This is a genomic window from Pseudonocardia hispaniensis (assembly GCF_042658695.1).
GTDB lineage: Bacteria > Actinomycetota > Actinomycetes > Mycobacteriales > Pseudonocardiaceae > Pseudonocardia > Pseudonocardia hispaniensis.
The window spans coordinates 260,291-283,547 of the sequence record NZ_JBHSQW010000044.1 but is presented as its reverse complement, the minus strand read 5'-3'; the positions used below and the strand labels follow the sequence as shown (position 1 = coordinate 283,547).

The 23,257-nt window shown below is 72.0% G+C and carries 17 protein-coding genes and 1 CRISPR repeat array; of the genes, 3 read left to right on the top strand and 14 right to left on the bottom strand.

All coding sequences use genetic code 11. The features are described 5' to 3' along the window. Together ACFQE5_RS21465 and ACFQE5_RS21460 are read right to left on the bottom strand one after the other, a co-directional pair. Positions 1-578, bottom strand: a 578-nt coding sequence (locus ACFQE5_RS21465) for an IniB N-terminal domain-containing protein (protein ID WP_379587605.1), incomplete at its 3' end; no start/stop codon positions are given. Positions 579-668: 90 nt separating this feature from the next. Further along, positions 669-1,148, bottom strand: a complete 480-nt coding sequence (locus tag ACFQE5_RS21460; protein ID WP_379587603.1) for a hypothetical protein — start codon at positions 1,146-1,148, stop codon at positions 669-671. 256 nt (positions 1,149-1,404) lie between these two features. Here ACFQE5_RS21460 and ACFQE5_RS21455 point away from each other — a divergent pair, with 256 nt between their 5' ends. Next, the gene (locus ACFQE5_RS21455) at positions 1,405-3,135 is read left to right on the top strand and encodes an Hsp70 family protein (protein WP_379587601.1); all 1,731 of its coding nucleotides are present in this window, start codon (positions 1,405-1,407) and stop codon (positions 3,133-3,135) included. Between the two features lie 150 nt (positions 3,136-3,285). On the opposite strand, the gene ACFQE5_RS21450 is transcribed toward ACFQE5_RS21455, so the two are convergent. The 4 genes from ACFQE5_RS21450 to ACFQE5_RS21435 form a co-directional block, all read right to left on the bottom strand. Next, positions 3,286-3,708: a QcrA and Rieske domain-containing protein gene (locus ACFQE5_RS21450; RefSeq protein ID WP_379587599.1), complete on the bottom strand. Its 423-nt coding sequence runs from the start codon at positions 3,706-3,708 to the stop codon at positions 3,286-3,288. After that, positions 3,705-4,286 carry a DUF6529 family protein gene (locus ACFQE5_RS21445; protein WP_379587598.1) on the bottom strand — a complete coding sequence of 194 codons (582 nt, stop codon included), beginning with the start codon at positions 4,284-4,286 and terminating at the stop codon, positions 3,705-3,707. Before ACFQE5_RS21445 ends, ACFQE5_RS21450 begins: the two co-directional genes overlap by 4 nt. A gap of 24 nt (positions 4,287-4,310) precedes the next feature. Continuing rightward, the gene (locus ACFQE5_RS21440; RefSeq protein WP_379587597.1) at positions 4,311-4,967 is read right to left on the bottom strand and encodes a hypothetical protein; all 657 of its coding nucleotides are present in this window, start codon (positions 4,965-4,967) and stop codon (positions 4,311-4,313) included. A 486-nt stretch (positions 4,968-5,453) separates the two neighbouring features. Beyond that, on the bottom strand, positions 5,454-6,092 hold the full coding sequence (locus ACFQE5_RS21435; RefSeq protein WP_379587596.1) for a DedA family protein: 639 nt from the start codon (positions 6,090-6,092) through the stop codon (positions 5,454-5,456). Positions 6,093-6,328: 236 nt separating this feature from the next. Between ACFQE5_RS21435 and ACFQE5_RS21430 the strand changes: the two genes are divergently transcribed. Beyond that, positions 6,329-6,868, top strand: a complete 540-nt coding sequence (locus ACFQE5_RS21430) for a DUF1697 domain-containing protein (protein WP_379587594.1) — start codon at positions 6,329-6,331, stop codon at positions 6,866-6,868. A gap of 839 nt (positions 6,869-7,707) precedes the next feature. Continuing rightward, positions 7,708-12,736: a CRISPR direct-repeat array (repeat unit 29 nt; unit sequence GGGACCACCCCCGCGAGCGCGGGGACGAC). Positions 12,737-12,797: 61 nt separating this feature from the next. On the opposite strand, the gene cas2e is transcribed toward ACFQE5_RS21430, so the two are convergent. From cas2e to cas3, 8 genes are all read right to left on the bottom strand, one after another. Continuing rightward, entirely contained in the window at positions 12,798-13,157 is a 360-nt protein-coding gene (gene cas2e / locus ACFQE5_RS21425; RefSeq protein WP_379587592.1) for a type I-E CRISPR-associated endoribonuclease Cas2e, read from the bottom strand. Beyond that, positions 13,154-14,173, bottom strand: coding sequence for a type I-E CRISPR-associated endonuclease Cas1e (cas1e, locus tag ACFQE5_RS21420; RefSeq protein WP_379587591.1), 1,020 nt, complete (start codon positions 14,171-14,173; stop codon positions 13,154-13,156). Before cas1e ends, cas2e begins: the two co-directional genes overlap by 4 nt. Next, positions 14,170-14,820, bottom strand: a complete 651-nt coding sequence (gene cas6e / locus ACFQE5_RS21415; protein WP_379587590.1) for a type I-E CRISPR-associated protein Cas6/Cse3/CasE — start codon at positions 14,818-14,820, stop codon at positions 14,170-14,172. Before cas6e ends, cas1e begins: the two co-directional genes overlap by 4 nt. Continuing rightward, positions 14,821-15,531 carry a type I-E CRISPR-associated protein Cas5/CasD gene (gene cas5e, locus ACFQE5_RS21410; protein ID WP_379587589.1) on the bottom strand — a complete coding sequence of 237 codons (711 nt, stop codon included), beginning with the start codon at positions 15,529-15,531 and terminating at the stop codon, positions 14,821-14,823. Between the two features lie 31 nt (positions 15,532-15,562). After that, a complete protein-coding gene (gene cas7e, locus ACFQE5_RS21405) occupies positions 15,563-16,672 on the bottom strand; it encodes a type I-E CRISPR-associated protein Cas7/Cse4/CasC (RefSeq protein WP_379587588.1) in 1,110 nt (369 codons plus the stop codon). A 19-nt stretch (positions 16,673-16,691) separates the two neighbouring features. Beyond that, positions 16,692-17,351, bottom strand: a complete 660-nt coding sequence (gene casB, locus ACFQE5_RS21400; RefSeq protein ID WP_379587587.1) for a type I-E CRISPR-associated protein Cse2/CasB — start codon at positions 17,349-17,351, stop codon at positions 16,692-16,694. 26 nt (positions 17,352-17,377) lie between these two features. Next, positions 17,378-19,021: a type I-E CRISPR-associated protein Cse1/CasA gene (gene casA / locus ACFQE5_RS21395; protein WP_379587585.1), complete on the bottom strand. Its 1,644-nt coding sequence runs from the start codon at positions 19,019-19,021 to the stop codon at positions 17,378-17,380. A gap of 235 nt (positions 19,022-19,256) precedes the next feature. Further along, a complete protein-coding gene (gene cas3 / locus ACFQE5_RS21390; protein WP_379587584.1) occupies positions 19,257-22,085 on the bottom strand; it encodes a CRISPR-associated helicase Cas3' in 2,829 nt (942 codons plus the stop codon). Between the two features lie 860 nt (positions 22,086-22,945). Here cas3 and ACFQE5_RS21385 point away from each other — a divergent pair. Continuing rightward, entirely contained in the window at positions 22,946-23,155 is a 210-nt protein-coding gene (locus ACFQE5_RS21385; RefSeq protein WP_379587583.1) for a hypothetical protein, read from the top strand. Positions 23,156-23,257: the final 102 nt, after the last annotated feature.

Below are 23,257 nucleotides of genomic sequence, written 5' to 3'. Positions count from 1 at the left end.
TCGTTGATCGCGGTGACCTCGGTGTCCTCGTTGAACGACTCGTTGATCGCGGTGACCTCGGTGTCCTCGTTGAACGACTCGTTGATCGCGGTGACCTCGGTGTCGTTGTCCTGGTTGAAGGAGTCCTTGACGACCGTGATGTCGTCGTCGGACTTGTCGATGTCGACATCGACGTCGCGGTCGTCGATGTCGATGTCGATGTCCCGGTCGTCGATGTTCGTCACGTCCCGGTCGTCGATGATCGTGTCGCGGTCGTCGATGTTGTTGGTGATGTTGGTGATCTGCTCGGTGTGCTGGTTCACCACGTACTCGCGGACGGGCTCATAGGCGGTCGTGGTGTGCTGGATCTCGCGGACCGGATCGCCCCCGCCCCGCGGCGGCGGCGCGGCATCGCTGGTGGCCCGGACATCGCCGCGGTCGGCGAGCAACAGCCGGGCGTCGCGCACGTCGTCGCCGCTGACTCCCGCGAGATCGTGCTGCTGCAGGGTCTGCTCCGGGTTCTGGTCGAACTGTGCGCGGGCCTCGGGGTCGCGCATCAGCTTGAGCAGGAAGTCGATGAGGTCGGTCAGGGCGGCCATGTCGTGCTCCTGGTGGCGGAGGTGGGTGGAATGCGGAATCCGGTCCCGCCCTGCGGCGGGCGGGACCGGCTGCTCGGCACGCGTCGGACGTCAGACCGGGAGGTCGAACTCGTCCTGCTCGACGTCGGCGTCGGCGTCCGCATCGGCGTCCTGGTTCGAGGCCAGGACCTGGTCGGTGTCCTGGTCGAGGTTCTGGTCGGAGTCCACGTCGGCGTCCTGGTCGAGGTCCTGGTCGGCATCCACATCGACGATGGAGGCGGCGTCGCCGCCGTCGCCGCCGCTGGCGTCCGCGTCACCGCCGCGGCTGTCACCGAAGTTGATGTTGACCTCGCCGTCCTGGTCGATCTCGCTGTCGCCGCCGATGGCGGTGCCCCCGGCGCCGCCACGGCCACCCTCCGTCTCCACCGCGGTGATGACGTCCTGGTCCTGGTCCGCGTTCTGACCGACGTTCTGCTCGTTCTCCAGCTGACCGACCTGCGCGGACTCGGCCTCCTGGGCCGAGTCCTGGTCCAGGTCCAGGTCCTGCCTCAGGTCGGACAGGAAGGCGTTGAGGTTGAACGGGCTGCTCATGGTGTCTCCTCGGTGGATCGGGGCTGTGGGCCCGCCGGACCGCTCGATCCGGTTGCCGAAAAAGCTAGGCAGCTCCGCGCCTGCTGCCATCCGGACCGGCTCCGGTTTCTCGGCCGTCGCGCACCGGGATCGCGGTGTCCGCAGGGTGGGGGCGGTAAGGGGTTTTCCCGGGTCTTGTCCCGCATCGTGCCTCGTAGAACGGCTGCGAGCGCCGCTCCTCCGGTTCACTGAACCCACCGCCGAGGAGGGAGCCGCGATGTCGTACTACCTGGGGATCGACGTGGGAACGACGTTCTCCGCCGCCGCCGTCTGCCGATCCGACCGGGCGAACGCGGACATCGTGGCGCTGGGCGAGCGGGCGAACGCGGTGCCGTCGGCGGTGTTCGCGGACGAGCGCGGCGCGCTCCTGTTCGGGGTGGCCGCCGAGCGGCGGGCGCTGTCGGACCCCGGCCGGGTGGTGCGCGGGTTCAAGCGGCGGATCGGCGACGGCGTCCCCATGCTCGTCGGAGGCGTGCCGGTCGCGGCGGAGGAGCTCGCCGCGCGGTTCGCCGCGAAGCTCGTCGAGGAGGTCGCCGCGCGGGAGGGCGGGCCCGCCGCCGGGATCGCGGTGACCCATCCCGCGTCGTGGGGCCCGCACCGGCTCGACTCGTTGCGCACGGCGCTCGCGGCCCACGGTCTCGGCGCGGCGATGCTGATCACCGAGCCGCAGGCCGCGGCGAGGGGATACGCCGCGGCCGAACGGGTCGAGCCCGGCGCGGTCGTGGCCGTCTACGACCTCGGCGGCGGGACCTTCGACGCCGCCGTGGCCCGCAAGCTGCCCGACGGCGGGTTCGAGCTACTCGGCACGCCCGAGGGGATCGACGGGCTCGGCGGGATCGACTTCGACGAGTTCGTGTTCGAGCACGTCCGCGCGGCCCTGGGGCCGGTGTGGGAGGAGCTGGATCCCTCCGATCCCACCACCCTCACCGCGGTCGCCCGGCTGCGTCGCGAATGCACCGAGGCCAAGGAGGCCCTCTCGGCCGATACCGAGGTACTGATCCCCGTCGTGTTGCCAGGACATTCCACCCAGGTCCGGCTCACCCGCTCCGAGTTCGAGGACGCGATCCGGCCCGCCGTGGCCGAGACCGTGGCGGCGCTGCGCCGCGCGCTGGACTCGGCCGGCACCGTGCCCGGCGAACCGGGCGCCGTGGTGCTGGTGGGTGGTTCGTCGCGGATCCCGCTGGTCGCGCAGCTCGTCTCGGCCGCCTGTGGGCAGCCGGCCTCGGTCGACGTCGACCCGAAGGGCGTCATCGCGGCGGGTGCCGCGCTCACGGCCCGGGGCGCCGCGGTCGGTGAGCAGACGCAGCGGCTCCCGATCGCGCTCGTCGAGCCCACCGACGTCCGCGTCGACCCGGAGGTCCCGAGCCCGCCACCGCGCCAGCCTCGGCCCCCGCAGCAGGTGGCACCCGCACCCCGGCGGCGGCGCGTGGGCCTGCTGGTCGCGGCCGGTGGGGTCGTGGCCGCCGCCCTGATCGGCGGCCTCGTCGCCAACGCCGTGGGCACCCGAGCGGTCGAGACCGGCACGTCCAAGGCCGGCGCCGCCACCCCCGGCGCCCCGGCCGTCGTCGACGATTCGGCGCCGCTCCGGCAGCCCCCGCCGCAGGCTCCCGCTCCGGCCCCGGCGAACCGGCGCACCGCGCCCACGCCGACCACCCCGGCACAGTCGACCACCACACCGCCCAAGCCGCCCACGACGACCGCGCCTCCGCAGCCGCCCACGACGAGCGAACCTCCGCAGCCGCCCACGACGAGCGAACCCCCGCGCCCCAGCCCGGAGCCGGGCGGTCAGGCCGGCGGCGGAGATGGCTCCGGGGGCGCGCCCGCCGGGGATAACTCCGGCGGCGGCAACTCCGGAAGCGGCGGCTCCGGCGGTGACAGCCCCGGTGGCGCCGGGGTCGAGCCGGCTAACGCGCAGCAGCCCCCAGCCGACGCCGGACCGCAATCGTGATCCGGCCGCGGGACCGGGCGACCACCCACAGCGGGTCTCACGGGTCTCGCGATCTGCAGCGCCCGGCTGAACACCCGCAGCGCCGAACCGTGCGGGACGGCGGTGCCCCCGTCCTCGACCAGCTGGCCTTCCTCCCGGTGGACTCGACGCTCAGGCCCGCCGGATCGAGGCACCCTCGACGGTGATCGCCTGCGAGGGCAGTGGCCGGGGGGCGGGGCCCGCGACGACCGCGCCGGTGGTGGCGTCGAAGCGGCTGCCGTGGCAGGGACAGTCGATCGTGCCGTCGGCCACCTTCGCCACGGTGCAGCCCTGGTGGGTGCAGGTCGACGAGAACGCGTGGAAGTCTCCCGTCGCGGGCTGGGTGACGACGACGCCGCGGTCGGCGAGGATGACACCCCCACCCACCGGGACGTCCGCGGCGGCCACGAGCACCTCGCCTGCGGCGGGTTGGGACTGCCGCGTCGGCTGTGTCTGCCCGTAGGTCGCGCAGCCCACGAGCGAGCCGGTGGCCGCCACGATCCCGAGCCCGACCACGGTCCGTCGGTCGAGCTCACCGGCATCCGGAGCGCTCACAGCGCCACACCCACGGTGGTGAACACCCACAGCGCCGAGGTCAGCCACAGACCGGTCAGCCCGGCGAAGACCAGCCCGCCGGTCACCGGCAGGACCCACCCGGGCAGCCCGCGGCGGGTCAGCACCAGCATCTTCGTGACGAACGCGCCGTAGAAGAGGCATCCCAGCAGCGAATGCGCAAGCACCCGTGCCGCGTCGTACTGGAAACCGAGCGCGTAGAGGCAGTGCACCACGACCGGGACGGTGAGCAGCACCGCGATCCGGCCCGACCAGCGATGCAGACCCCCCAGCCAGGGTGGCCCGGCGACCCCGGGGATCCGGCCGAACATCACCAACGCCGAACCGAGCTGCACCAGGGCGAACACGAACGCCACGGTCGCCAGCCACGTCTTCACCGACTGGGTGCCGGAGAAGCCTGCGACGTTGATCGCGAAGCCGGTCGGTTCGTGCAGCCTGCCGTACACGCCCAGGGCGACCGCCACTGCGCATCCCACCGCGACCGGCACCAGGATCGCGGCCGCCGGGCGCGACGCGGTCGGTGGTGCGGCGCCGCGCGGGGGCTCGGATGCGGACGTCATCACGGGTCCTCCCTTCCCCGGTCGTCAGCCGGTGACGTCGTCGTCACCGCGGATCGGCCTTGCGGACACGAAGACGCCGCCGACCGCGGCGCCACCCTCCCCGAGGTCCAGCAACGGGGCCGGGCCGGGATCGCCGCCGACGGTGCCGACGCCGACCTGGCTGCCGTCGGGCAGCACGATCCAGCCGATCCGGGCGGGCTCCCCGCCGACGGTCGTCTCGCCCTCGTAGAGCCCCGCGGGCGGCTTCGCGAGCTGTGCCGTGTAGGGCAGCTGCCGCCCCTGGACAAAGATCTGGCCGGACACGCCCTCGCCGTCGGGTCGCACGGTGAGACTGGCCCCGTCCTTGCCCTGCAGACGCAGCTCCTCACCCTGCACCGAGCCCTCCAGCCAGGCCTCGACGCGCCTGCCGTCGCAGAGGTAGGCAGCGGCCTTCCCGCCGCGGACGGCGATCGCCACCGTCACCTGATCGCCCGCGGACCGGCCGGTGTAGACGGCCTCGGCCGGGAACGCCGTGGCCGTGTCCGCTGCCGCCGCCGTGTCCGCTGCGGGCGGGGGGGCCGCCTCGGTCCGGGCGGCCTGGTCGGGGGCCCGCGCCGGCTCCTGGCGCGTGTTCACCACGAACAACGCCAGCGCCAGCCCGACCACCGCGAGCAGCGTCAGCACCGGCCCACGAACCTTCATCGTCGTCTCCTCCACCGGACTCGCTCCGCGAGGGGGCCTGCTCCCGATCGTCGATGGATGGCGCCAGCCGGTCGTCGTCCCCGGACACGTGAGATGTGTGTCCGGGGACATGCACATCAGGATGTGTTCGGCGAGCCGGGGCCGAGACGTCCGAACTCGATCGGTGGTTGCGAGCGGTCGGTGTTCGGTGCCAGGGCGACCGGTGGCGGGATTGTGCCAGATCGGTGCGGTCGGAGGCGAGCGATCGACGGTGGGCATCGCTGCTACGGCCAGTACCGCACGATCTGCCGACGGCGCTATCCGCCGAGCCCCGGCGGCCGGACCACCGGCCACCGACGATCACGGTCCGTTCAGCGGGAGGCCGGAGGCTTCCACATCCTGAGTGATGGTCGGCCCGTTGTCCGTGACGACCGGCGCCGGCCGCGGGCGACGCGGTGGGCCAGCGCTGCGGATGCGGGCGGCACGAATGCGAGAGAGATTATGCGGTCAGTCGGCGAACGCGGGTTCGTTCTCGCGGTCCGCGCCCGCCGCCCGTCGGCGACCGGACCAGATCCGGCGCGCGAGCGCGAACACCCCGGCCGTCAGCAGCGCCATGACGATCCCGGCGCCGATGCACAGCAGCGCGTTCCGGCCCACCAGCGGCCCCCACAGCAGACCGACCACCAGCATGTAGGCGCTCCACAGCGCCGAACTGGCGAGTGAGCCGGGCACGAACCGCCGCAGCGGCAGCTGCACGCGTCCGGACGCGGCGGTGCTCACCAGCCGGCCGCCGGGCACGAACCGGGCGCCGATCAGCACGATCTCCGGACGGCGGAACAGGTTCCGGCGCACCCACCTGGTGAACTCGTACTCGTCCTCGATGCGCCGGTTCAGCACCCGTCTGGAGGTGCGCCCGATCCCGAACACGGCGAGGTCGCCGAGTGCGGAGCCGATCAGCGCGGCCAGGAACAGCCCGGCCACCCCGGGCATGTCACCGATCCCGAACGCGGCGGCCGAGGCCGACATCAGCAGCGTCTCGCTGGGCAGCACCGGAAACGGGCCGTCCAGCGCGATGAGCACGACGAGCACCGGCAGCAGCCAGACGCTGTGCAGGACGGCGTCGAAGGCGGCGGTGATCTCCAGCAAACGCAGGCTCCCTCGGATGTCCGGTCTGGGCGGCCAGGACCGAGAGCGCGTCCCCCCACCGCAACGGGCTCCAGAGTGACAGATGCGGGGCGGGCCGGTCAGTGGGGCACCCCGGGTACCGGCCGACCGGGGTACTCCGGTCGGTGCAGCCCCTCGCCGCGGGTGACCGGACATGATCTCGGCAGATCGCGCGATGCGCTCCGTGCTCTGCCGGACCGCGCCCTTACCCTGCGGCAATGCCGAGCTACGCCGTTCTGCTGCGCGGGATCAACGTCGGCGGCAAGACCATCGCCATGGCCGATCTGCGGGCGCTGCTGTCGGATCTGGGTTTCGACGCCGTCCGGACCCACCTGCGCAGCGGCAACGCGGTGTTCCGCACCGCCGACACCCCGCCTGCCGAGCTCGCCGCCTGGATCGAGGCGGCGATCGCCGAGCGGCTGGGGATGGACGTGCCGTGCCTGATCCGCACCCGGGACGAGCTGCGTGCCGTCCTCGCCGCGAACCCGCTGGCCGAGGTCGCCGACAACGGCTCCCGGCTGATGGCGCTGTTCCTGTCCGCCGAGCCGGATCCCGCGGCCGCGGCCGAGCACGACCCGACCGCCCTCGACCCGCAGCGCATCCGCCTCGGCGACCGGGTGATCTACCAGTGGTGCCCCGACGGGATCCTGCAGGCGCCCGACGTCTCCGCGTTCGTGATGAAGCACTGGAACCTCGTCGTCACCGGACGGAACTGGAACACCGTCACCAAGCTTGCGACGCTGCTGGACGCCACGTGAGCTGCGGCAGGGGCTGAGCCTGCCCGCCCAGCGCGGCCCGGCCCGCACCTGCTCGGGCCACGGCGCGAGGCGAGTCGGGCCGACGACACCGTGATGGTGGCCGGCCGCGTCGGTATCGCACCACCCGACGCGACGGCTGATCGTGCCCTGCGGCCGGATGTCATCCGGCGGGCGGTCACCACGAAGTGACCAGCGCCCATCGGCCGATGAGTTCGCCCCCCGGATGCAGTCGGAGCTGTCATGACGGCCCACCTGCTCACGACCCCCGAGGTCGATCTCGCCTACCACGTCCACGGCCCGCTGCCGACGACTGACGGGCGCCCACCGCTGGTCATGATCGGTCAACCCATGGATGCCAGCGGTTTCGGTACGTTGCGGACGCACTTCCCCGACCGCACGGTGGTCACCTACGACCCCCGCGGCCTCGGCCACAGCATCCGCAAAGACGGCCGGCAGGGCCTGCTGCTGTGGCAGGCTGAGGCCGCGCAGATGCCCGGCGGCGAGGCCGGTGAGCAGGTCGAACTCATCGGCGTCATCGACCCAACGACCCCGGCCACGAGTGCATCCGGGAGCGAGAGGACTCGCAGCTTGATCTCAACCTCGACCTGGGCGAGAACCCAGCCCGGCAGGTGGAGTACGAGGAGCCGGCCGTCTCTGTCGAGCGCACCGAGGACCCGGCCCAGCGGCACCGACCTCGCCGCGGCCGAGCCCCCTGCACCAGCAGACCGACTCCCCCTCCCCCGGCGAGGAGGTTGTGGAGCCGGTAACGGTCGGGGAAGCCCGCCGCCAGCTCGACATCCTCGCGGAGCTGCGTGCGGAGGTCGCCTTACGGCAGCGTTGGGACCACCCCCGCGAGCGCGGGGACGACGATCGTGGTCGCCGGGGCGCGCATCTGGTCGGACCACCTCCGCGAGCGCGGGGACGACTTGTAGTCGGATGCCGCGTCCTCGCCGTGCTCGGGACCACCCCCGCGAACGCGGGGACGACCGCGACGCCACCGGCCGCCGCCGCTCCAAAACGGGACCACCCCCGCGAGCGCGGGGACGACTCGCCAGAACAAATTCGACAGCGGTGGGGAGAGGGACCACCCCCGCGAGCGCGGGGACGACCGATTGACGATCGGCTCACCTACGCGTCCAACGGGACCACCCCCGCGAGCGCGGGGACGACTGGTCTGCGAAGTCCGATTCGGAGTAGCGGAAGGGACCACCCCCGCGAGCGCGGGGACGACGGCGTGCGCGCCATCTCTGTCTTGAGCAGCTCGGGACCACCCCCGCGAGCGCGGGGACGACAAGGGTTGTCGTCCCACTTCCGCTTCTCAACGAGGACCACCCCCGCGAGCGCGGGGACGACGGCGATAAAAGTTGATCTTCACGAATGGAGTAAGGACCACCCCCGCGAGCGCGGGGACGACCGCTTCGGAAAGGTCTTTCCCGGTGAGCGCCAGGGACCACCCCCGCGAGCGCGGGGACGACAGAGCAGATAGCCAGACTCGCGCTTGACGCCGGGGACCACCCCCGCGAGCGCGGGGACGACGACCGCAACAGCCCGCTGTTCTGGTCCGGCCGGGGACCACCCCCGCGAGCGCGGGGACGACGCGCGGGTTCACCTTCGGCACATCGTGGCCGAGGGACCACCCCCGCGAGCGCGGGGACGACACCGATAGCCGTCCTGATATAAGCCATCGCCACGGACCACCCCCGCGAGCGCGGGGACGACGGCCCATTGTCTTTCTCTCCCTGTCGTCGGGTAGGACCACCCCCGCGAGCGCGGGGACGACTACTACCGAACCGAAGATTTCCCGATGATCGACGGACCACCCCCGCGAGCGCGGGGACGACAGCCGCTCGACCAGGGCCGCCACCAGGCGGCCAGGACCACCCCCGCGAGCGCGGGGACGACGTCGCCGGTGGGCGGATATCGCCGGCGCTGTAGGGACCACCCCCGCGAGCGCGGGGACGACCCACACCTGCTCTGTCGTGGCGACGTAGGGCCGGGACCACCCCCGCGAGCGCGGGGACGACCGGGACACGGCTCGGGCGGCCCGCACCGCGAGGGGACCACCCCCGCGAGCGCGGGGACGACGGCATGGTGACCACGACGCAGGCGGTCGAGGACGGACCACCCCCGCGAGCGCGGGGACGACCTGGGGAACCTCGGCTCGATCGGCGGGACCGTGGGACCACCCCCGCGAGCGCGGGGACGACGCACCGACAACGCAAATCCTTGTGACCGGTCCGGGACCACCCCCGCGAGCGCGGGGACGACCGACGGTCGTCGGGTGTGATCTTCGGGTCGGAGGGACCACCCCCGCGAGCGCGGGGACGACGGTCCGGGGTGTTCGGGTGCCGGTCCGGCGTTGGGACCACCCCCGCGAGCGCGGGGACGACGGTTCAGCAGCGTGGCCAGCGCGCCACCAGCCGGGGACCACCCCCGCGAGCGCGGGGACGACGTGGGACCGACAGACTTAATCCACGCTTCGCCGGGACCACCCCCGCGAGCGCGGGGACGACAAGTTTCTCTAGCGCATACCTCACAAGAGAGTAGGACCACCCCCGCGAGCGCGGGGACGACCGTGGGGAGCGACCCGAGGGGTCTTAGACGCGGGGACCACCCCCGCGAGCGCGGGGACGACCCGGGCGGATCTCGCAGCTGATCGACCAGGGTGGGACCACCCCCGCGAGCGCGGGGACGACCAAGCTCCGCGACGGAATCCACCGAGACACCCAGGACACCCCCGCGAGCGCGGGGACGACTCATGCACCGCACTTTGTCGGACATGGCGACGGGGACCACCCCCGCGAGCGCGGGGACGACAGAGAGCAACCCGGGCAATCTTCGCAGTCAACGGGACCACCCCCGCGAGCGCGGGGACGACCGGTATAGTCGTGACGTAGTTCGTCGGATGCGTGGGACCACCCCCGCGAGCGCGGGGACGACCCCTTGGTGGGAAGATCATTAGCTAATGGTCGGGGACCACCCCCGCGAGCGCGGGGACGACAGCAGGGGGGCTCTCTGCGCGCCGCTAAAGAGGGGACCACCCCCGCGAGCGCGGGGACGACCTGCACACCAACCGGGACCTGATCGGCCAGGTGGGACCACCCCCGCGAGCGCGGGGACGACGCCGATCACACATTGTCTGATCCGCCGGTGGTGGGACCACCCCCGCGAGCGCGGGGACGACCTATCGGTGGACAGACCGACCCGCATCCACTCGGGACCACCCCCGCGAGCGCGGGGACGACGTCTACTAAAGCCGTCGGCCGGTATGTCCACTAGGACCACCCCCGCGAGCGCGGGGACGACACACAGTGTGTGTGCCCGGGGAGCTTCGTGCCGGGACCACCCCCGCGAGCGCGGGGACGACATCGCCGAGCGTTTGGGGATCAGTCGGGACGCGGGACCACCCCCGCGAGCGCGGGGACGACCTCACTCGGCCGGGGCAGACGATGCTTGGAGGGGGACCACCCCCGCGAGCGCGGGGACGACGCCGAATCGGGCACGGTCACGTTCTACGGCAAGGGACCACCCCCGCGAGCGCGGGGACGACCGCCGTGTCGGGTGTCGACAGCGTGCTGACCGAGGGACCACCCCCGCGAGCGCGGGGACGACCGGACCGGTCCGTCCAGCGGGCGAGCGGGGTGGGGACCACCCCCGCGAGCGCGGGGACGACCAGGTGCTGGCAACCACCCTGGGGGCGCTCCTGGGACCACCCCCGCGAGCGCGGGGACGACGCGTCGACCGACGACGTCACGGAGCGTGTCTGGGGACCACCCCCGCGAGCGCGGGGACGACCGCAAAGTGGTGGGGGTGGGGGGGTGCATGGGGGGACCACCCCCGCGAGCGCGGGGACGACTCTGATAGTTCGCGTTGGTCAACAGGCCAGCGGGGACCACCCCCGCGAGCGCGGGGACGACCCGTGTGGGAGCTGGTGGCGGCCGGGGTCCCTGGGACCACCCCCGCGAGCGCGGGGACGACGGGTCAGACGTTCAAGTAGTACGTCACGGCCGGGGACCACCCCCGCGAGCGCGGGGACGACGTAATGTACTTGCGAATGGCAGAGTCCGCCATAGGACCACCCCCGCGAGCGCGGGGACGACACGTCGTCTTGGACGTTGAGCGTGACGGGTCGGGGACCACCCCCGCGAGCGCGGGGACGACTTAAGGGCATGATCTATTGGCCTGTCTTCGCTAGGACCACCCCCGCGAGCGCGGGGACGACTGTACTTATCGGCGCTGTCCCAGTAGCCCCAGAGGACCACCCCCGCGAGCGCGGGGACGACACACGTTCGCCACCGATCATTCGGTGCCGACCGGGACCACCCCCGCGAGCGCGGGGACGACGACGTAGTCACCGATCGGGACGTTCTCCGGCGAGGACCACCCCCGCGAGCGCGGGGACGACACCGCGGCCGCGTACCCGTTGATCTGCCACAGGGGACCACCCCCGCGAGCGCGGGGACGACGACGGCACCCACGGCCGCGCGTTGGGGGCGCTGGGACCACCCCCGCGAGCGCGGGGACGACTAGTCATTGACGAAGGTTGGTTCATAGCGGACGGGACCACCCCCGCGAGCGCGGGGACGACACGCCGCCACCCTGGCCGCAGACGTGACCGCCGGGACCACCCCCGCGAGCGCGGGGACGACGCCAACCGGGTGTGGGACTTCCTCACCGGCCTGGGACCACCCCCGCGAGCGCGGGGACGACGCATAGATTTGGGCGGCACCCTGGTCGGTGAGGGGACCACCCCCGCGAGCGCGGGGACGACAGCGTGACGCCCAGGTGCACGCACTGCTCGCGGGACCACCCCCGCGAGCGCGGGGACGACCAGAGCTGGACTCCGAGCCGGACGCCGATCCGGGGACCACCCCCGCGAGCGCGGGGACGACGTCATCGGCTACTTGGTCGAGCTGCGCGGGCTGGGACCACCCCCGCGAGCGCGGGGACGACGATCACTACCGGGAAGCCGAAAAGTGTCTCCAGGGACCACCCCCGCGAGCGCGGGGACGACCACGACTTGAGCGCATCCAACAGGTAGGCGGGGGGACCACCCCCGCGAGCGCGGGGACGACACCGGATCCGCCCATGAGGCGCTGCGACGCCTGGGACCACCCCCGCGAGCGCGGGGACGACGGTCGGCATCCGTGTCCGGCGCCCAGGCGAGGGGGACCACCCCCGCGAGCGCGGGGACGACACTCTTCGCCAGAGTCCACTACGAATGCTCCGGGGACCACCCCCGCGAGCGCGGGGACGACAACATGCCGTCGTCTAGGAAGTGTTCCGGAAAGGGACCACCCCCGCGAGCGCGGGGACGACCGTCCTCAGCACCGGCGGCGTTCGAGCCACCGGGGACCACCCCCGCGAGCGCGGGGACGACTCCAAGAGCGAGAGACACTACTGAAGCCGCGACGGACCACCCCCGCGAGCGCGGGGACGACCCGTTGGGTGGCGGCTCCGGGTAGCGGGGTTTGGGACCACCCCCGCGAGCGCGGGGACGACGGTGGGCACGGCATTTACAGTCAGCTCGATGAGGGACCACCCCCGCGAGCGCGGGGACGACGATCGTGGCGTTGAACCCGCGGCTCTCCACCAGGGACCACCCCCGCGAGCGCGGGGACGACGGTGACGGGTGGGTGTTGGCGGCGACGGACCGGGGACCACCCCCGCGAGCGCGGGGACGACCTCGGGCTCCACCCGCTGCAAGTGTGGGGGGTGGGACCACCCCCGCGAGCGCGGGGACGACCGCGGGCAGCGGCCCCTTCCACACCACGAGCCGGGACCACCCCCGCGAGCGCGGGGACGACCGCATCCTCGCCCGTGACGCGAACCGATGCGTGGGACCACCCCCGCGAGCGCGGGGACGACACTTGCTGAGCAGTGATGTTAGTTAGGGAGCTTGCCGTTCAGAGTCGACTTGTGTGGGAGCTCACCGCCTTCGGAACCGCCGGCGCCGGCTTGCGCTGCTCCAGCCATGTGTGCGCTCCGCGGACGCCTGTGCTGGATCACCGGTCGTCTCGTTCGGCCGGAGCATCAGGCTCAGTCCCTCGATGTCGATCGGGCTCCATTCGTGTTTGTGGACCTTGAAATCGAGGCCCTGCTCGTTGTTGGCCGAGAACACCATGATTGCCCGGCCGGACTTGACCATCTCGACGGTCCGCTGCCAGAGCAGATCTCGGACGCGGGCGGAAACCCGGCCAACGAACACGCCGGCGGAGATCTCCAGCAGCCAGCGGGTGAGGTGTCCGCGCAGGCCGACCGGGCAGGCAGCCACGACGATGACGGTCACCAGTCCTCGTCCATCCACTGGGCGATTTCGACATAGGAAGGGTCGGTCTCGACGTACCCGTCGTCGGAGGAGCCGTACGAGGTCCCCGCAGCGACGCGGCGCCCGTTGTCGTCCCAGAGCATGACCACGTCCGCATCGAAGGTGTCCGGGCCGTACTCGGTTGCTTTCTGGTCATCGTCGAGTAGCAGGGCTTTGATGTCGCGGACGCAGGTCTCGAGGAAGGTGCTGCCCTTCATGTGGTCACGCACCGCCCGCCGCGTTTCGGCACCGATGTCGGCGACGTCCGCAGCGGCGATGTCGAAGGCGATCGGGATGGCGATCTCGGCCTTATAGAGGTCGGCGATGTCGAACACGAACGACAAGACGTGTCCGGTGTGCACGAACCCGAGCCCGGGCGCGCAGCCGAGCGCGACGATCACTGCGTGCACCACCCCGTACAGCGACGTGTTGGCCGCCGAGAGGGCCTGGTTGACCGGTGTTCCGGCGGCGAAGTCGTCGACCTGGTAGTCGCGCTTGGACCACTTGACGCCGGTGCGCGCGGCATGTTCTCGGTAGAGCCGGCGCACCCGGGCCCCTTCGCGTCCGCGCAGCTGCTGCATCGTGAGCCTGGAGGTGTCCTCGCCCGGGAAGCGCATCGCGTACATCTGCCGGGCCACCGCCAGCCTTGACCGCTGGTTCGACACCTTCGCGGCTTGGGCCTCCAGCAGGCTGGACGACCGGGCGAGCGAGCGGCCGTGCGCGTAGTAGCGCACTCCCTGCTCCCCCACCCACACCGCGGTCGAGCCGCTTTCGGCCAGCAGCACCATCGCCTGCTGGCTGACCGTCGTTCCGGGCCCGAGCAGCAGCGCGCCTAGTGATGCGGCCGGGATGTGCACGGTGCCCTTGGCGTCGCGGGCGGTGATGGCGTTGGCGGCACGGTGTATGACGCAGTGCTCGAGGTAGATGAAGCTGAGCCGGTCTTGGGCGCGGACGAGCTGGCCGAGCGGGACGGGTTTGGCGCCGGGGATCGGTTTCACGGGGCGGCGAGGGTGAGCAGGCCGCAGCCGTAGCCCTTGCCGGGGCCGATTCCGCCGACCAGCGCGGCCCGCAGCGCCGCTGGGTCCTCGACCCGCAGGATGCCCTCGAACACGGCGGTGGACAGGGTGACCGTGCGTGGGCCGCGGGCGAATCGCAGGGTGCGCCGGGACCGGACGGCGACGTCGGGTTCGCCGAGCGCGCCGGTGAGCACCGCCAACCCGTGGCGTTCGGCTTGGCGGAGGAACCAGTCGGTCTGCTGGGCGACGGTGATGTGGCCGACCCGTTTGCCGCGCCCGCCCTCGGTGGGGCGGATGTTGTGGACGGGGTTGGCGAGCAGCCGGAAGGCCCATCGGTCCCCGGCCGCGAGCCGGTCGAGGAAAGGGCCGTAGTCGCGGGTCTGCCAGCCGTAGGTGGGGCGGCCGATGGTCTCCACGAGGTGGGTCAGGTCGGGCTTGCCGGGGCTGACGACGTAGAGCACGACGTCGTGGCGGCCCTCGTCGAGTCGCCACAGGATCCGGCCGGCGGCGTGCTCGTCGCGGGACTCGGGGAACCCGGCGAGCACCGCAGCGTGCATCCGTTGCGGTGAGGCCAGCATCGCTCGGGCGGCCCGCCGCTGCGGGTTGATCTCGAACCTGGTGAAGTGCATCTACAAGACCGCCATCGGGTCGTGCCGGTCGCCGGCGAGCATCGGGTTCTCCACGAACATCGGGTTCTCCACAGTGACGGGGTCGTGGTGGCGAACGGAGCGCCACTCCCACTGCCGGTGGCGGGGGTCGAAGCTCAGCGGTTCGTCGCGTACCAGCTCGGCCTCGGGCTCACCGGGGTCGCAGTCGGCGACGAGCTCGAGCGAGGCCGTGGGGGCCTGCCAGGCCTTCTGGAACCACGGGGCGGCGTGCCAGGGTTCGGCGATGAGTGCGTCGACGGCGGCCCTGTCACGCAGACCGTGCTCGATCGGCCCGGCCGGGGGGCAGGAGCGGCGGCCCAGGTAGAGCGGGAAGTGCGGGCGGCGCAGCGCCGCCTGCAGGCCTTCCAGCAGTGCCGGGTCGCCTTCGACGGCGGCCAGGAAGACCGCGTCGGCGAGGTAGTGGCGGGTCGACACCGAGACCGGGGTCCGTTCCCCGGGCCGAGCGGCGGTCTGGAAGTCGCGCTCCATGCGCCCGGGCTGCTCGGTGCGCACCGCCAGCTTCAGCCCGAGCAGCTCCTCAAGTGGGTCGGTGCGGCGCCGGCCCTGGGCGGCGGCGAGCAGCCCGATGAGCCCGCTCTTGCTGGGAATCCGGTCAGTGCCGCGGCGGGTGAACCGGCTCTTGGTGCCCCACGACTGCAGCGGCCCGGCCAGGCGCAGCAACAGCGCGGTCACGACGCCCCCCGAGGATTGAGCGCGGGCGCGGTCATGCGAGCCGGGCCGCGACGGCCTCGCCGAGCGCGGAGATCGTGGTATCGACGTCGCCGCGGGTGGCGATCTCGGCAAGCGGGGCCAGCCGCTCCCCCGGCCCGAACGTCCACGCCGCGACCGGGGTCGCGGCGTAGGCTTGGGCGACCTCGGTGGCGTGCCGGGCGAGTCGGTCGATGGCGGCTGGGATGCGGGCCGATTCGGTGACCGCGTCTTCGAAGGCGCCGACCAGGTTGACTGGCTGGGTCTCGCGCAACACGACCAGCACCGCGTCGGGCAGGGTGCGGTTGGCGAAGGTGTTCTGCTTGCCGGTGGGCATGCTCAGCACGAATGCCCGGACGAACGCCTCCACAGCGCGGCGGGTGGCCTTGGCGTCGCCGAGGTTGTCGCGCAGTCGGTCGACGTCGACGGTGGCGTAGCGGTACAGGGTGGAGGAGTTGAACTCGACTGTGCCGATCATGCCGGCGCCGGCATCCTCCTCGTCGTCGGCGTTCTTGTGGTCGTCGACCGCGGTGAAGTAGTCGTACTCGTTCTGCACCGCGTGCACGGAGATGGCGTGGGCCACCTGCGCGGCGGCGTCGACGTTGAGGTCGGTAGCTTCGGCGACCATCCGCCCGAACAGCGCCACGTCGACCGAGTGCTCGGTGTCGGCGCGCTTGCGGGCCTCGGTCTTGGCGATCGGCTCTCCGGCCCGACTGGCCCGGGCGGCGAGCTCGGCGAGCCCGGTGATCTGCCGGTGGCTGAGGAAGACCAGGTAGCCGGACTCCTCCGGGGCGTCCTTCTTGTTCTTTGGCGCCGTGGTTTTGATGCCGACCGCGGTGAGGACGTCCTTAGCCAGCTGCGGGGCCTGCTCGGCCAGGGCCGGATCCTGCCGGGTGATCTCCTCGCCGAGCAGCTCGACCAGCCGGCGGCTGCGCACGCCCAGCTCGGTGCGGTCGAGAAGGCCGTCGAAGGCGGTGCGGGTGGCGCGCTTCCAGGCCTGGCTGGACACGCGGGCCCGGACCACGCCGCCGTAGCGGGCGGTCTTGGGGCTGCCGGTGTCGTCGCGGTTGAGGTTGCTGGGCGGGACGGTCTGTAGGACGTGGACGTCGATGATGGTGCGGGTCACGGTGTTCCTTCCGGGCGGATCAGGCGGCGGATTGGTCATCGGCCGGCTGAGCAGGCGGCGCGGCGGTGGGCTGCTCGGCGGGCGGGATGGTGCGGTGGGTGCGGTAGAACTCGCGGCCCCAGGTGAGCTGGACGCGGTCCGGGCCGAACCGCTGCCAGGTGACGAGTTGGTCGGCGAGGCGGCCGTAGTCCAGCGGGACGCCGGCGGCGCGCAGCAACTGTACGGCGCCGCGCAGGTGGTGGGTCAGCTCGGGGAACGAGTTGGCGGTGCCGAGCATGCGGAACCGCCGCAGGAGCGGATCGGGGATGTCGGTCGGGGCGCCGGTGTGTAGGGAGCGCAGCGCGGTGCCGAGGCCGCGGCCGCGGCGGTGCATCCGCTCGCCGCGGGACTGCTGATGAACGGCGAACAGCGTCAGGGCGACATGTACGGCCCACTCCTCCGGGCCGGGTGCGTCCTCGGGCCCGGGGGCGAAGGTGTCGGAGACGGTAAATTCGAGGATGTCGAGCACCTCGCCGGGCGCCTTGCCGGCCCCGTGGCGCAGCCGGGCGAGAGCGGCGACCGCAGCCGGATCGCGGTAGTCAGGGTTGAGCAGGCGGTTCTGCAGGTCGGAGGCCTGCGTGTCGACGAACTGGCCGGCGGTCCCGGGGCGGGGGGCGGACTCGGTCGGGCTGGTGGTCACCGTGCTCCTTCCGGGGTGAGCGGTGGTCATGCGGCCGGTTTCTCCGGCTCGTCGGCGAAGGCCAGTGGCAGCGCGGCACGTAGGGACCGCCAGAACTGGGCCTCGGCGTGGGCGGCGGTGAAGCTCGGCTGGGTGCCGACCCGGCGGCCCTCCCAGCACGCGGGAGGGATGTTCTGCAGCAGCTCCCCAGAGGCGGCCCGCACGATGCGGAACACCTCCTTGTGCCAGGTGGTCTGCAGTTGCTGCTCGTTCGGGCCGGTGCCCACGGTCAGCAGCCAGGTGCGGAAGGGGGCGTCAAGTTGGGAGTAGACCCGCTCCCTGGCCTGGTTACGTGGTCCGTCGCCGTTCCCGCCCGCGGCAGCGGCGAGGTCGCCGGCGAGCCGGCCGACGGCCTGCGCGGCGACCTCGGCGGCCTCCACGCAACTCACCGCGACTCCGGCCAGGCCCGTGGCGTCGCGGCCGGCGAGGATGGTCCGTAGGGCCAGCCTGTCGTGGACGATGTCGTCGACCACCGAGCTCTGCGAGCCGTACACCATGCCGATCGCCCGGACTCGAACCTGATGGTCGGGTGGAAGGATTCGCTCGTTACCGAGATGGCCGAGCCACTCCAGGATCCCCGGAGCGATGAAGCGGCCTCCGGCCTTTCCCTGTCGGGACGACCAGTCGGGAAGCAGCGACTCCAGGCCGCGCCACATCGTCCGGTCCGGGTCGTGCTCGCGCGGCATGTAGACCGGCGTGGTGCTGCCGAGTTTCTTCTCCTGGGCCTCGCTTCGCCGCCACGCCGTGTGTGGCTCCACGCCGTGCTTGTTCTGCGGGGTGAGCCGCTCGCCGTTCGAGATCAGCACCCTCCTCACCCGGCCGCCGTCGGCAAGGAGACGGATGCGGCGACTCTGCCAGAGGTAGAGGTCGACCGGCCCGGTCGGTGGCCGCCCCCCGGGAAACTCCTCGGCGGCGGTGGCCGGGTCGCGCTCCCAGACCGGGCGGTCCTCATGTGGGTCGCGGGCGTAGTCGGAGAAGTCGCGCGGGAGGAGATTGAGCAGCAGCGTTTGCTTGAGCGTGGCGCCCTCCAGCAGCACTCCGCCGAGCAGCCCGCTCCACGCGACCCCGATCGGATAGCCCTTGCCGTTCCTGACCCGGTTGTCCCCCACGGCGCCGGACTTGATGCCCGATGGGTCGAAGGCGTGGCAGTGCACCAGCCAACGGGCCGCCTCCGCATAGGACAGTGAGAGTTCGCCGCCCAGCCGGGTGGTGAAGAACGGGACCCCGTTCGGCACGTCGGCGATGAGTTTGGACAGCTCACTCGTCTCGTTCTTGGCCGTGCGCAGGTCGGCCACCTGCAGGAACGGTGCCGCCGGGTGGAACAGGTCGAATCGGTGCCGGTGTCGGGCGAGGTAGTCGGCGATCTGCTCGACGGGCAGCCGCTCCTCGGTCCAGAGCTGTTCCCACTCGTCCAGGTCGCGCGGCCCGCCCAGGGCGCCGTGCAGCACGGCCAGCAGCAGCCGGGTCAACGCGAAGACCTGGGTCGGGACGTCTCCGGAGATCCCGGCAAGGTCGTGGGCGCGGCCGAGGGTGCGCAGGATGCCCTGCTCGGCGACGGTGCCGTCGCGTTCGTGGCCGGGGATCCAGGGTTGATGGATCAGGTCGAACGAGGGTGGGGCAGGGTCAGTCACGTTAACGTCTCCGCGGGAGCTGGAACCTGTTGATCAGGTGACGGAAACCATAAGGAACGTGCAACGTGCCCTGTACCGCCGAATGTGTGATCAGCGAGTCCCGGAGATACCCTGGGGACCTCCCCGATTCAGTCGGGGGTGATCCTGTGCATCGAGCGCTGCGGTCGTATTCCCCGCCGTCGCGGGGAGGGACGGTTTCCCCTTCCGAGGAGACCGTCCCTCCGCGGCTGTGGGGTCATAGCTGCTGGTGCAGGAGGCCTCGCCGCAGGTCGTAGGTGAGGCGGAACGCCGCGGCGCCGTGTCGCAGCTCGGCGGTGCGGTCGTCGTCAAGGACGAGCACGAGCTGGCCGCTCAACAGCGGCGACCGGTCGAAGCTCGCGTAGTGGTTCTGCTCCAGCGCGCGGATCACCCCGTCGCCGACCGGGTTCAGCTGGCTCATCCCGACCGGCAGGCGCAGGGCACAGGCGGCGATCGTGCGGGCCAGCTTGCCGGGCACCTGCTCATCCAGTGGGATCTGCACCCCGGCGTTCTTGGCGATCCAGTCGGGGGTGCGCAGCCCGCCGTCCCGGTCGCGCTGCACCACGAGGACCTCGACCGATTCGGCGCCGTCGCGCACCTGCCCAACCCGGCGCGGGTCCTCGCCGTCCCCGTCGGCGTCACCGACACCGGCGCGCACCCAGCCGTCAAGCGTCGCCCTGGGCCCGCCAACATCGCCGAGCAGGAACTCGGCGGCCTGCTCGCGGCGCCGGACGATCTCCAGCTCGTGGGTCTGCTGGGCGGTGCGCATCTTCTCGTGCCACGCGGCCGGGCCTGGCATCAGTGCGCCGTAGCCGGTCTGCACGAGCGGCGCGATGTCGGTCGGCAGCGTGATCCGCTCCCGGTCGGTGAGCAGCGCGGCGGCCCGCAGCAGGACGTGCTCGCCGTAGACACGGCGGCTGCCGGCTACGGCTCGAACCGGCGCGCCGGCCCAGTCCTCGACCCCGGTGAGCACACAGCGCGCGCGCTCCAACCCCGCGGGTCGCCGCCGCGCGTGCCGGTGCAGTCGCCCCATTCGCTGCAGCACCAGGTCGATCGGGGCGAGATCGGTGACCATCAGGTCGAAGTCCACGTCCAGGGACTGCTCGACCACCTGGGTGGCCACCACGATGTGCAGGGGTGGGCGCTGTGTGCCCGGGCCGGGCGGGCCGAACCGGCGCAGCAGCTCCGCGTCCAGGTGGGCCCGGTCGCAGGCCAGGAACCGCGAGTGGGTGACGGTGACGTGCTCCTCGCCGAACACCGCGACCAGCGTGTCCGCAGTCTTCTGCACCCGCGCCACCGTGTTGCGGATGACCACGGCGCAGCCGCCCTTGGCCAGCCCCGTCCGCAGGGTGTCGACGAGTGCGTCGAGGTCGTCCAGCTCGGGGTCCTCGACCAGGCGCTCGAGCACGACCGGCCTCGGGGTGCCGCTCGCGGGTACCGGGCGCGGCCGGTCCCCGGAGGCGAGCACCACCGGGTAGCCGGGTTCCTCGATCGGTGGCTCTGGTGCTCCGGCTCGACCGCTGTCATAGGCCGCGAGCAGCTCGGCCCGGCGGGCCGCCGGTAGGGTTGCGGACAGCAGCACCACCGGGGCGCCGTAGGCGCCCAGCCAGTGCAGTACCCGATCGAGATAGCTCGACATGTACACGTCGTAGGCGTGTACCTCGTCGATCACCACGACCTTCCCGGCCAGCGCGAGGTGCCGCAACATCAGATGCCGACTCTTCAACCCGGCAACCAGCACCTGGTCCACGGTGCCGATCACGAACTGCGCCAGCGGCCCCTTCTTGCGGCCCCGCAGCCAGTGATGCGCGATGCCCGCCTCGTCGCCGCCATCCCCCACGTCGCGGATCTGCCCCCGCCACAGCAGGCCGCGGTACTCGTCGTTCAGGCTCGCGGTGCCGTGGGCGAGCATCACGCTGGCGTCCGCGGCGAGCCCGGGCAGCACCCGCATCCAGGCGAGTACTCGCCCGAACATCGCATCGGTGGTCGCCCGCGTCGGCAGCGCGACGAAACAGCCGTCGGCATCGAAGCGGGCCGCTAGGGCCTCCGCGGCGAGCAGCGCCGCCTCCGTCTTACCCTCCCCCATCGGCGCCTCGACCACCACCAGGCCGGGCCGTTCCTGGGCCCGCGCCGCCTCGACCGCAGCCACCTGGACTGGACGCACCGTGGCTGGATCCCGCCCGAAGCGGGCGGCGAAGGCCTCGGGCACGTCGTCGACCGGCCGGGGTGTCCAGCGCGGCGGGAGCTCCAGCTCCCTCCATCCGGCGCCCACCCGGGCCGCGGTCCGGTCCGGATCGGGTCGGACCGGCGGCTCCTGCGCAGTGTGTAGCGGATCCAGCGGGAACAGCTCGTCGTTCGAGGCGATCCAGTCCGCCATGATCACCAGGGCGGCGAGCAACACCTGCGACGGCCGGTCGAACGTGACATCGGCGAACCGCTTCACCACGGCCGGCCCGCCGACCAGGTCCGTGGCCCAGCGCAGCACCGCTGCGCGGGCTTGCTCCCACTCTCCCCGACCGGCGAGGTCGGACCGCTCCCGCACCAACGCGATATCGCTCGGTGTCGACGGCACGCCGTGGTGGGCGCCGATGACACCGGCGAGCTGAGCTGCCGCTCCGCGAAATCTGAACCCCAGTTCGTCGGCGAGCCAGCGCCGCACCGCGTCCTGACCCACGTATTCGTGGCGCGCCCTCGACCGCTGCGGGTCGTCCTTAAGCCTCGGCGGCGCCACCAAGCCTCGGGCACGCATCACGTCGGCTAGGCGGTCGTTCTGCACGGCGAATGCCGGGCTGGCCTTGCCTACGTCGTGCACGGCGGCCAGCCAAGTGACCAGCCGGCGGACCTCGACCGCGTCCCCGTCGAGGTCGCGGGCGAGACGAGCGAGTACCTGGGGCGACACCCACTGATCCACCAGCAGTCCCGCAACCCCCGCCGTATCAGCGAGATGCTGGTGCAACGGAAGCCAGCGCGTCACTGCAGCCGAGTTCAATGGATCTCGGCCCGTCTTCGCCCAGACCGACAGCCAGGCCCAATCGTCAGAACCCACCAGCTGCGCCCCTCCTGATCACCAATTACGCAGAGATCTCCCCGGCGGCTCTCTGGTCATTACCATTTCCAGATCACCCCTCCGATCGCTGCGGCGAGAATCCCGGCCCAGAGCTGAATAGAAGGGGCACCGCCGGCCTCGGCACCATCCCGCCGCGGCGGCCTGCTCCGGCGACAGCTCCCGCGCCACCCTGGACTCACTCCTGCGTGGACTCTCAAGCTCCGATGTCACCACTCACAGTGCCCATCCCGTCGGACCTCAGCCCGGCGTGTCGGGCGAGAACTCCAATCTTGGAACAGTCCTGCGCTACGTCGTCATCTTCAGAGGCGGCTGACAGCAGGTCAGTCAGGCGAGCTCGCCGAGGTCCCACCGCTGGCGGACGTTCTGAGGCCGGCAGTAGGGGCGAGGATGGTCTCGACAAGTTCAGGATCGAGCCCAGTGATTTCTCGACGCTCGGGTTCGCCCTCGGTGAGCGCGAAGGCGAACACCCAGCCGGGATCGTCATAGAGCGCGGCTTCGAGCCGCTGCTGATAGAGAGCCTCTAGCCCGCTGGCGAAGGCGCGCAGATCGTTGAGGGCGACCGGCCAGCGGCGGCCGTCCTCGTCGGCGATGCCGGTGACGCCGAGGTAGAAGTGTTCGTGTAGTCCACCTCGCTTCCCACTGATCGGCTACACAGAGATCGTCCGTCGACGGTAGAACAGGACACCGACACCTTGCTCAGGCATTCCACTCCGGTGCCAGGCGGATGAAACCGGCGAGCCCCGCGCACCGGGGTCGGTGGCGGGGTTAGCAGACACCGTCGGGGGCGGAGGGGTCAGTCGCCGGTGGTGGTGTGGGCGGCGCGTTGCTGGCGCCAGGCGATGTCCGCGGCTGCGGCCGAGCACGACCCGACCGCCCTCGACCCGCAGCGCATCCGCCTCGGCGACCGGGTGATCTACCAGTGGTGCCCCGACGGGATCCTGCAGGCGCCCGACGTCTCCGCGTTCGTGATGAAGCACTGGAACCTCGTCGTCACCGGACGGAACTGGAACACCGTCACCAAGCTCGCCGCGCTGCTGGACGCCACGTGAGCTGCGGCAGGGGCTGAGCCTGCCCGCCCAGCGCGGCCCGCACCTGCTCGGGCCACGGCGCGAGGCGAGTCGGGCCGACGACACCGTGATGGTGGCCGACCA

Bases quoted from the DNA above. Each gene is read 5' to 3' on its own strand.
- ACFQE5_RS21460 (WP_379587603.1), bottom strand. From the start codon at position 1,148: ATGAGCAGCCCGTTCAACCTCAACGCCTTCCTGTCCGACCTGAGGCAG.
- ACFQE5_RS21455 (WP_379587601.1), top strand. From the start codon at position 1,405: ATGTCGTACTACCTGGGGATCGACGTGGGAACGACGTTCTCCGCCGCC.
- ACFQE5_RS21445 (WP_379587598.1), bottom strand. From the start codon at position 4,286: ATGACGTCCGCATCCGAGCCCCCGCGCGGCGCCGCACCACCGACCGCG.
- ACFQE5_RS21440 (WP_379587597.1), bottom strand. From the start codon at position 4,967: ATGAAGGTTCGTGGGCCGGTGCTGACGCTGCTCGCGGTGGTCGGGCTG.
- ACFQE5_RS21430 (WP_379587594.1), top strand. From the start codon at position 6,329: ATGCCGAGCTACGCCGTTCTGCTGCGCGGGATCAACGTCGGCGGCAAG.
- cas6e (WP_379587590.1), bottom strand. From the start codon at position 14,820: ATGCACTTCACCAGGTTCGAGATCAACCCGCAGCGGCGGGCCGCCCGA.
- ACFQE5_RS21385 (WP_379587583.1), top strand. From the start codon at position 22,946: ATGTCCGCGGCTGCGGCCGAGCACGACCCGACCGCCCTCGACCCGCAG.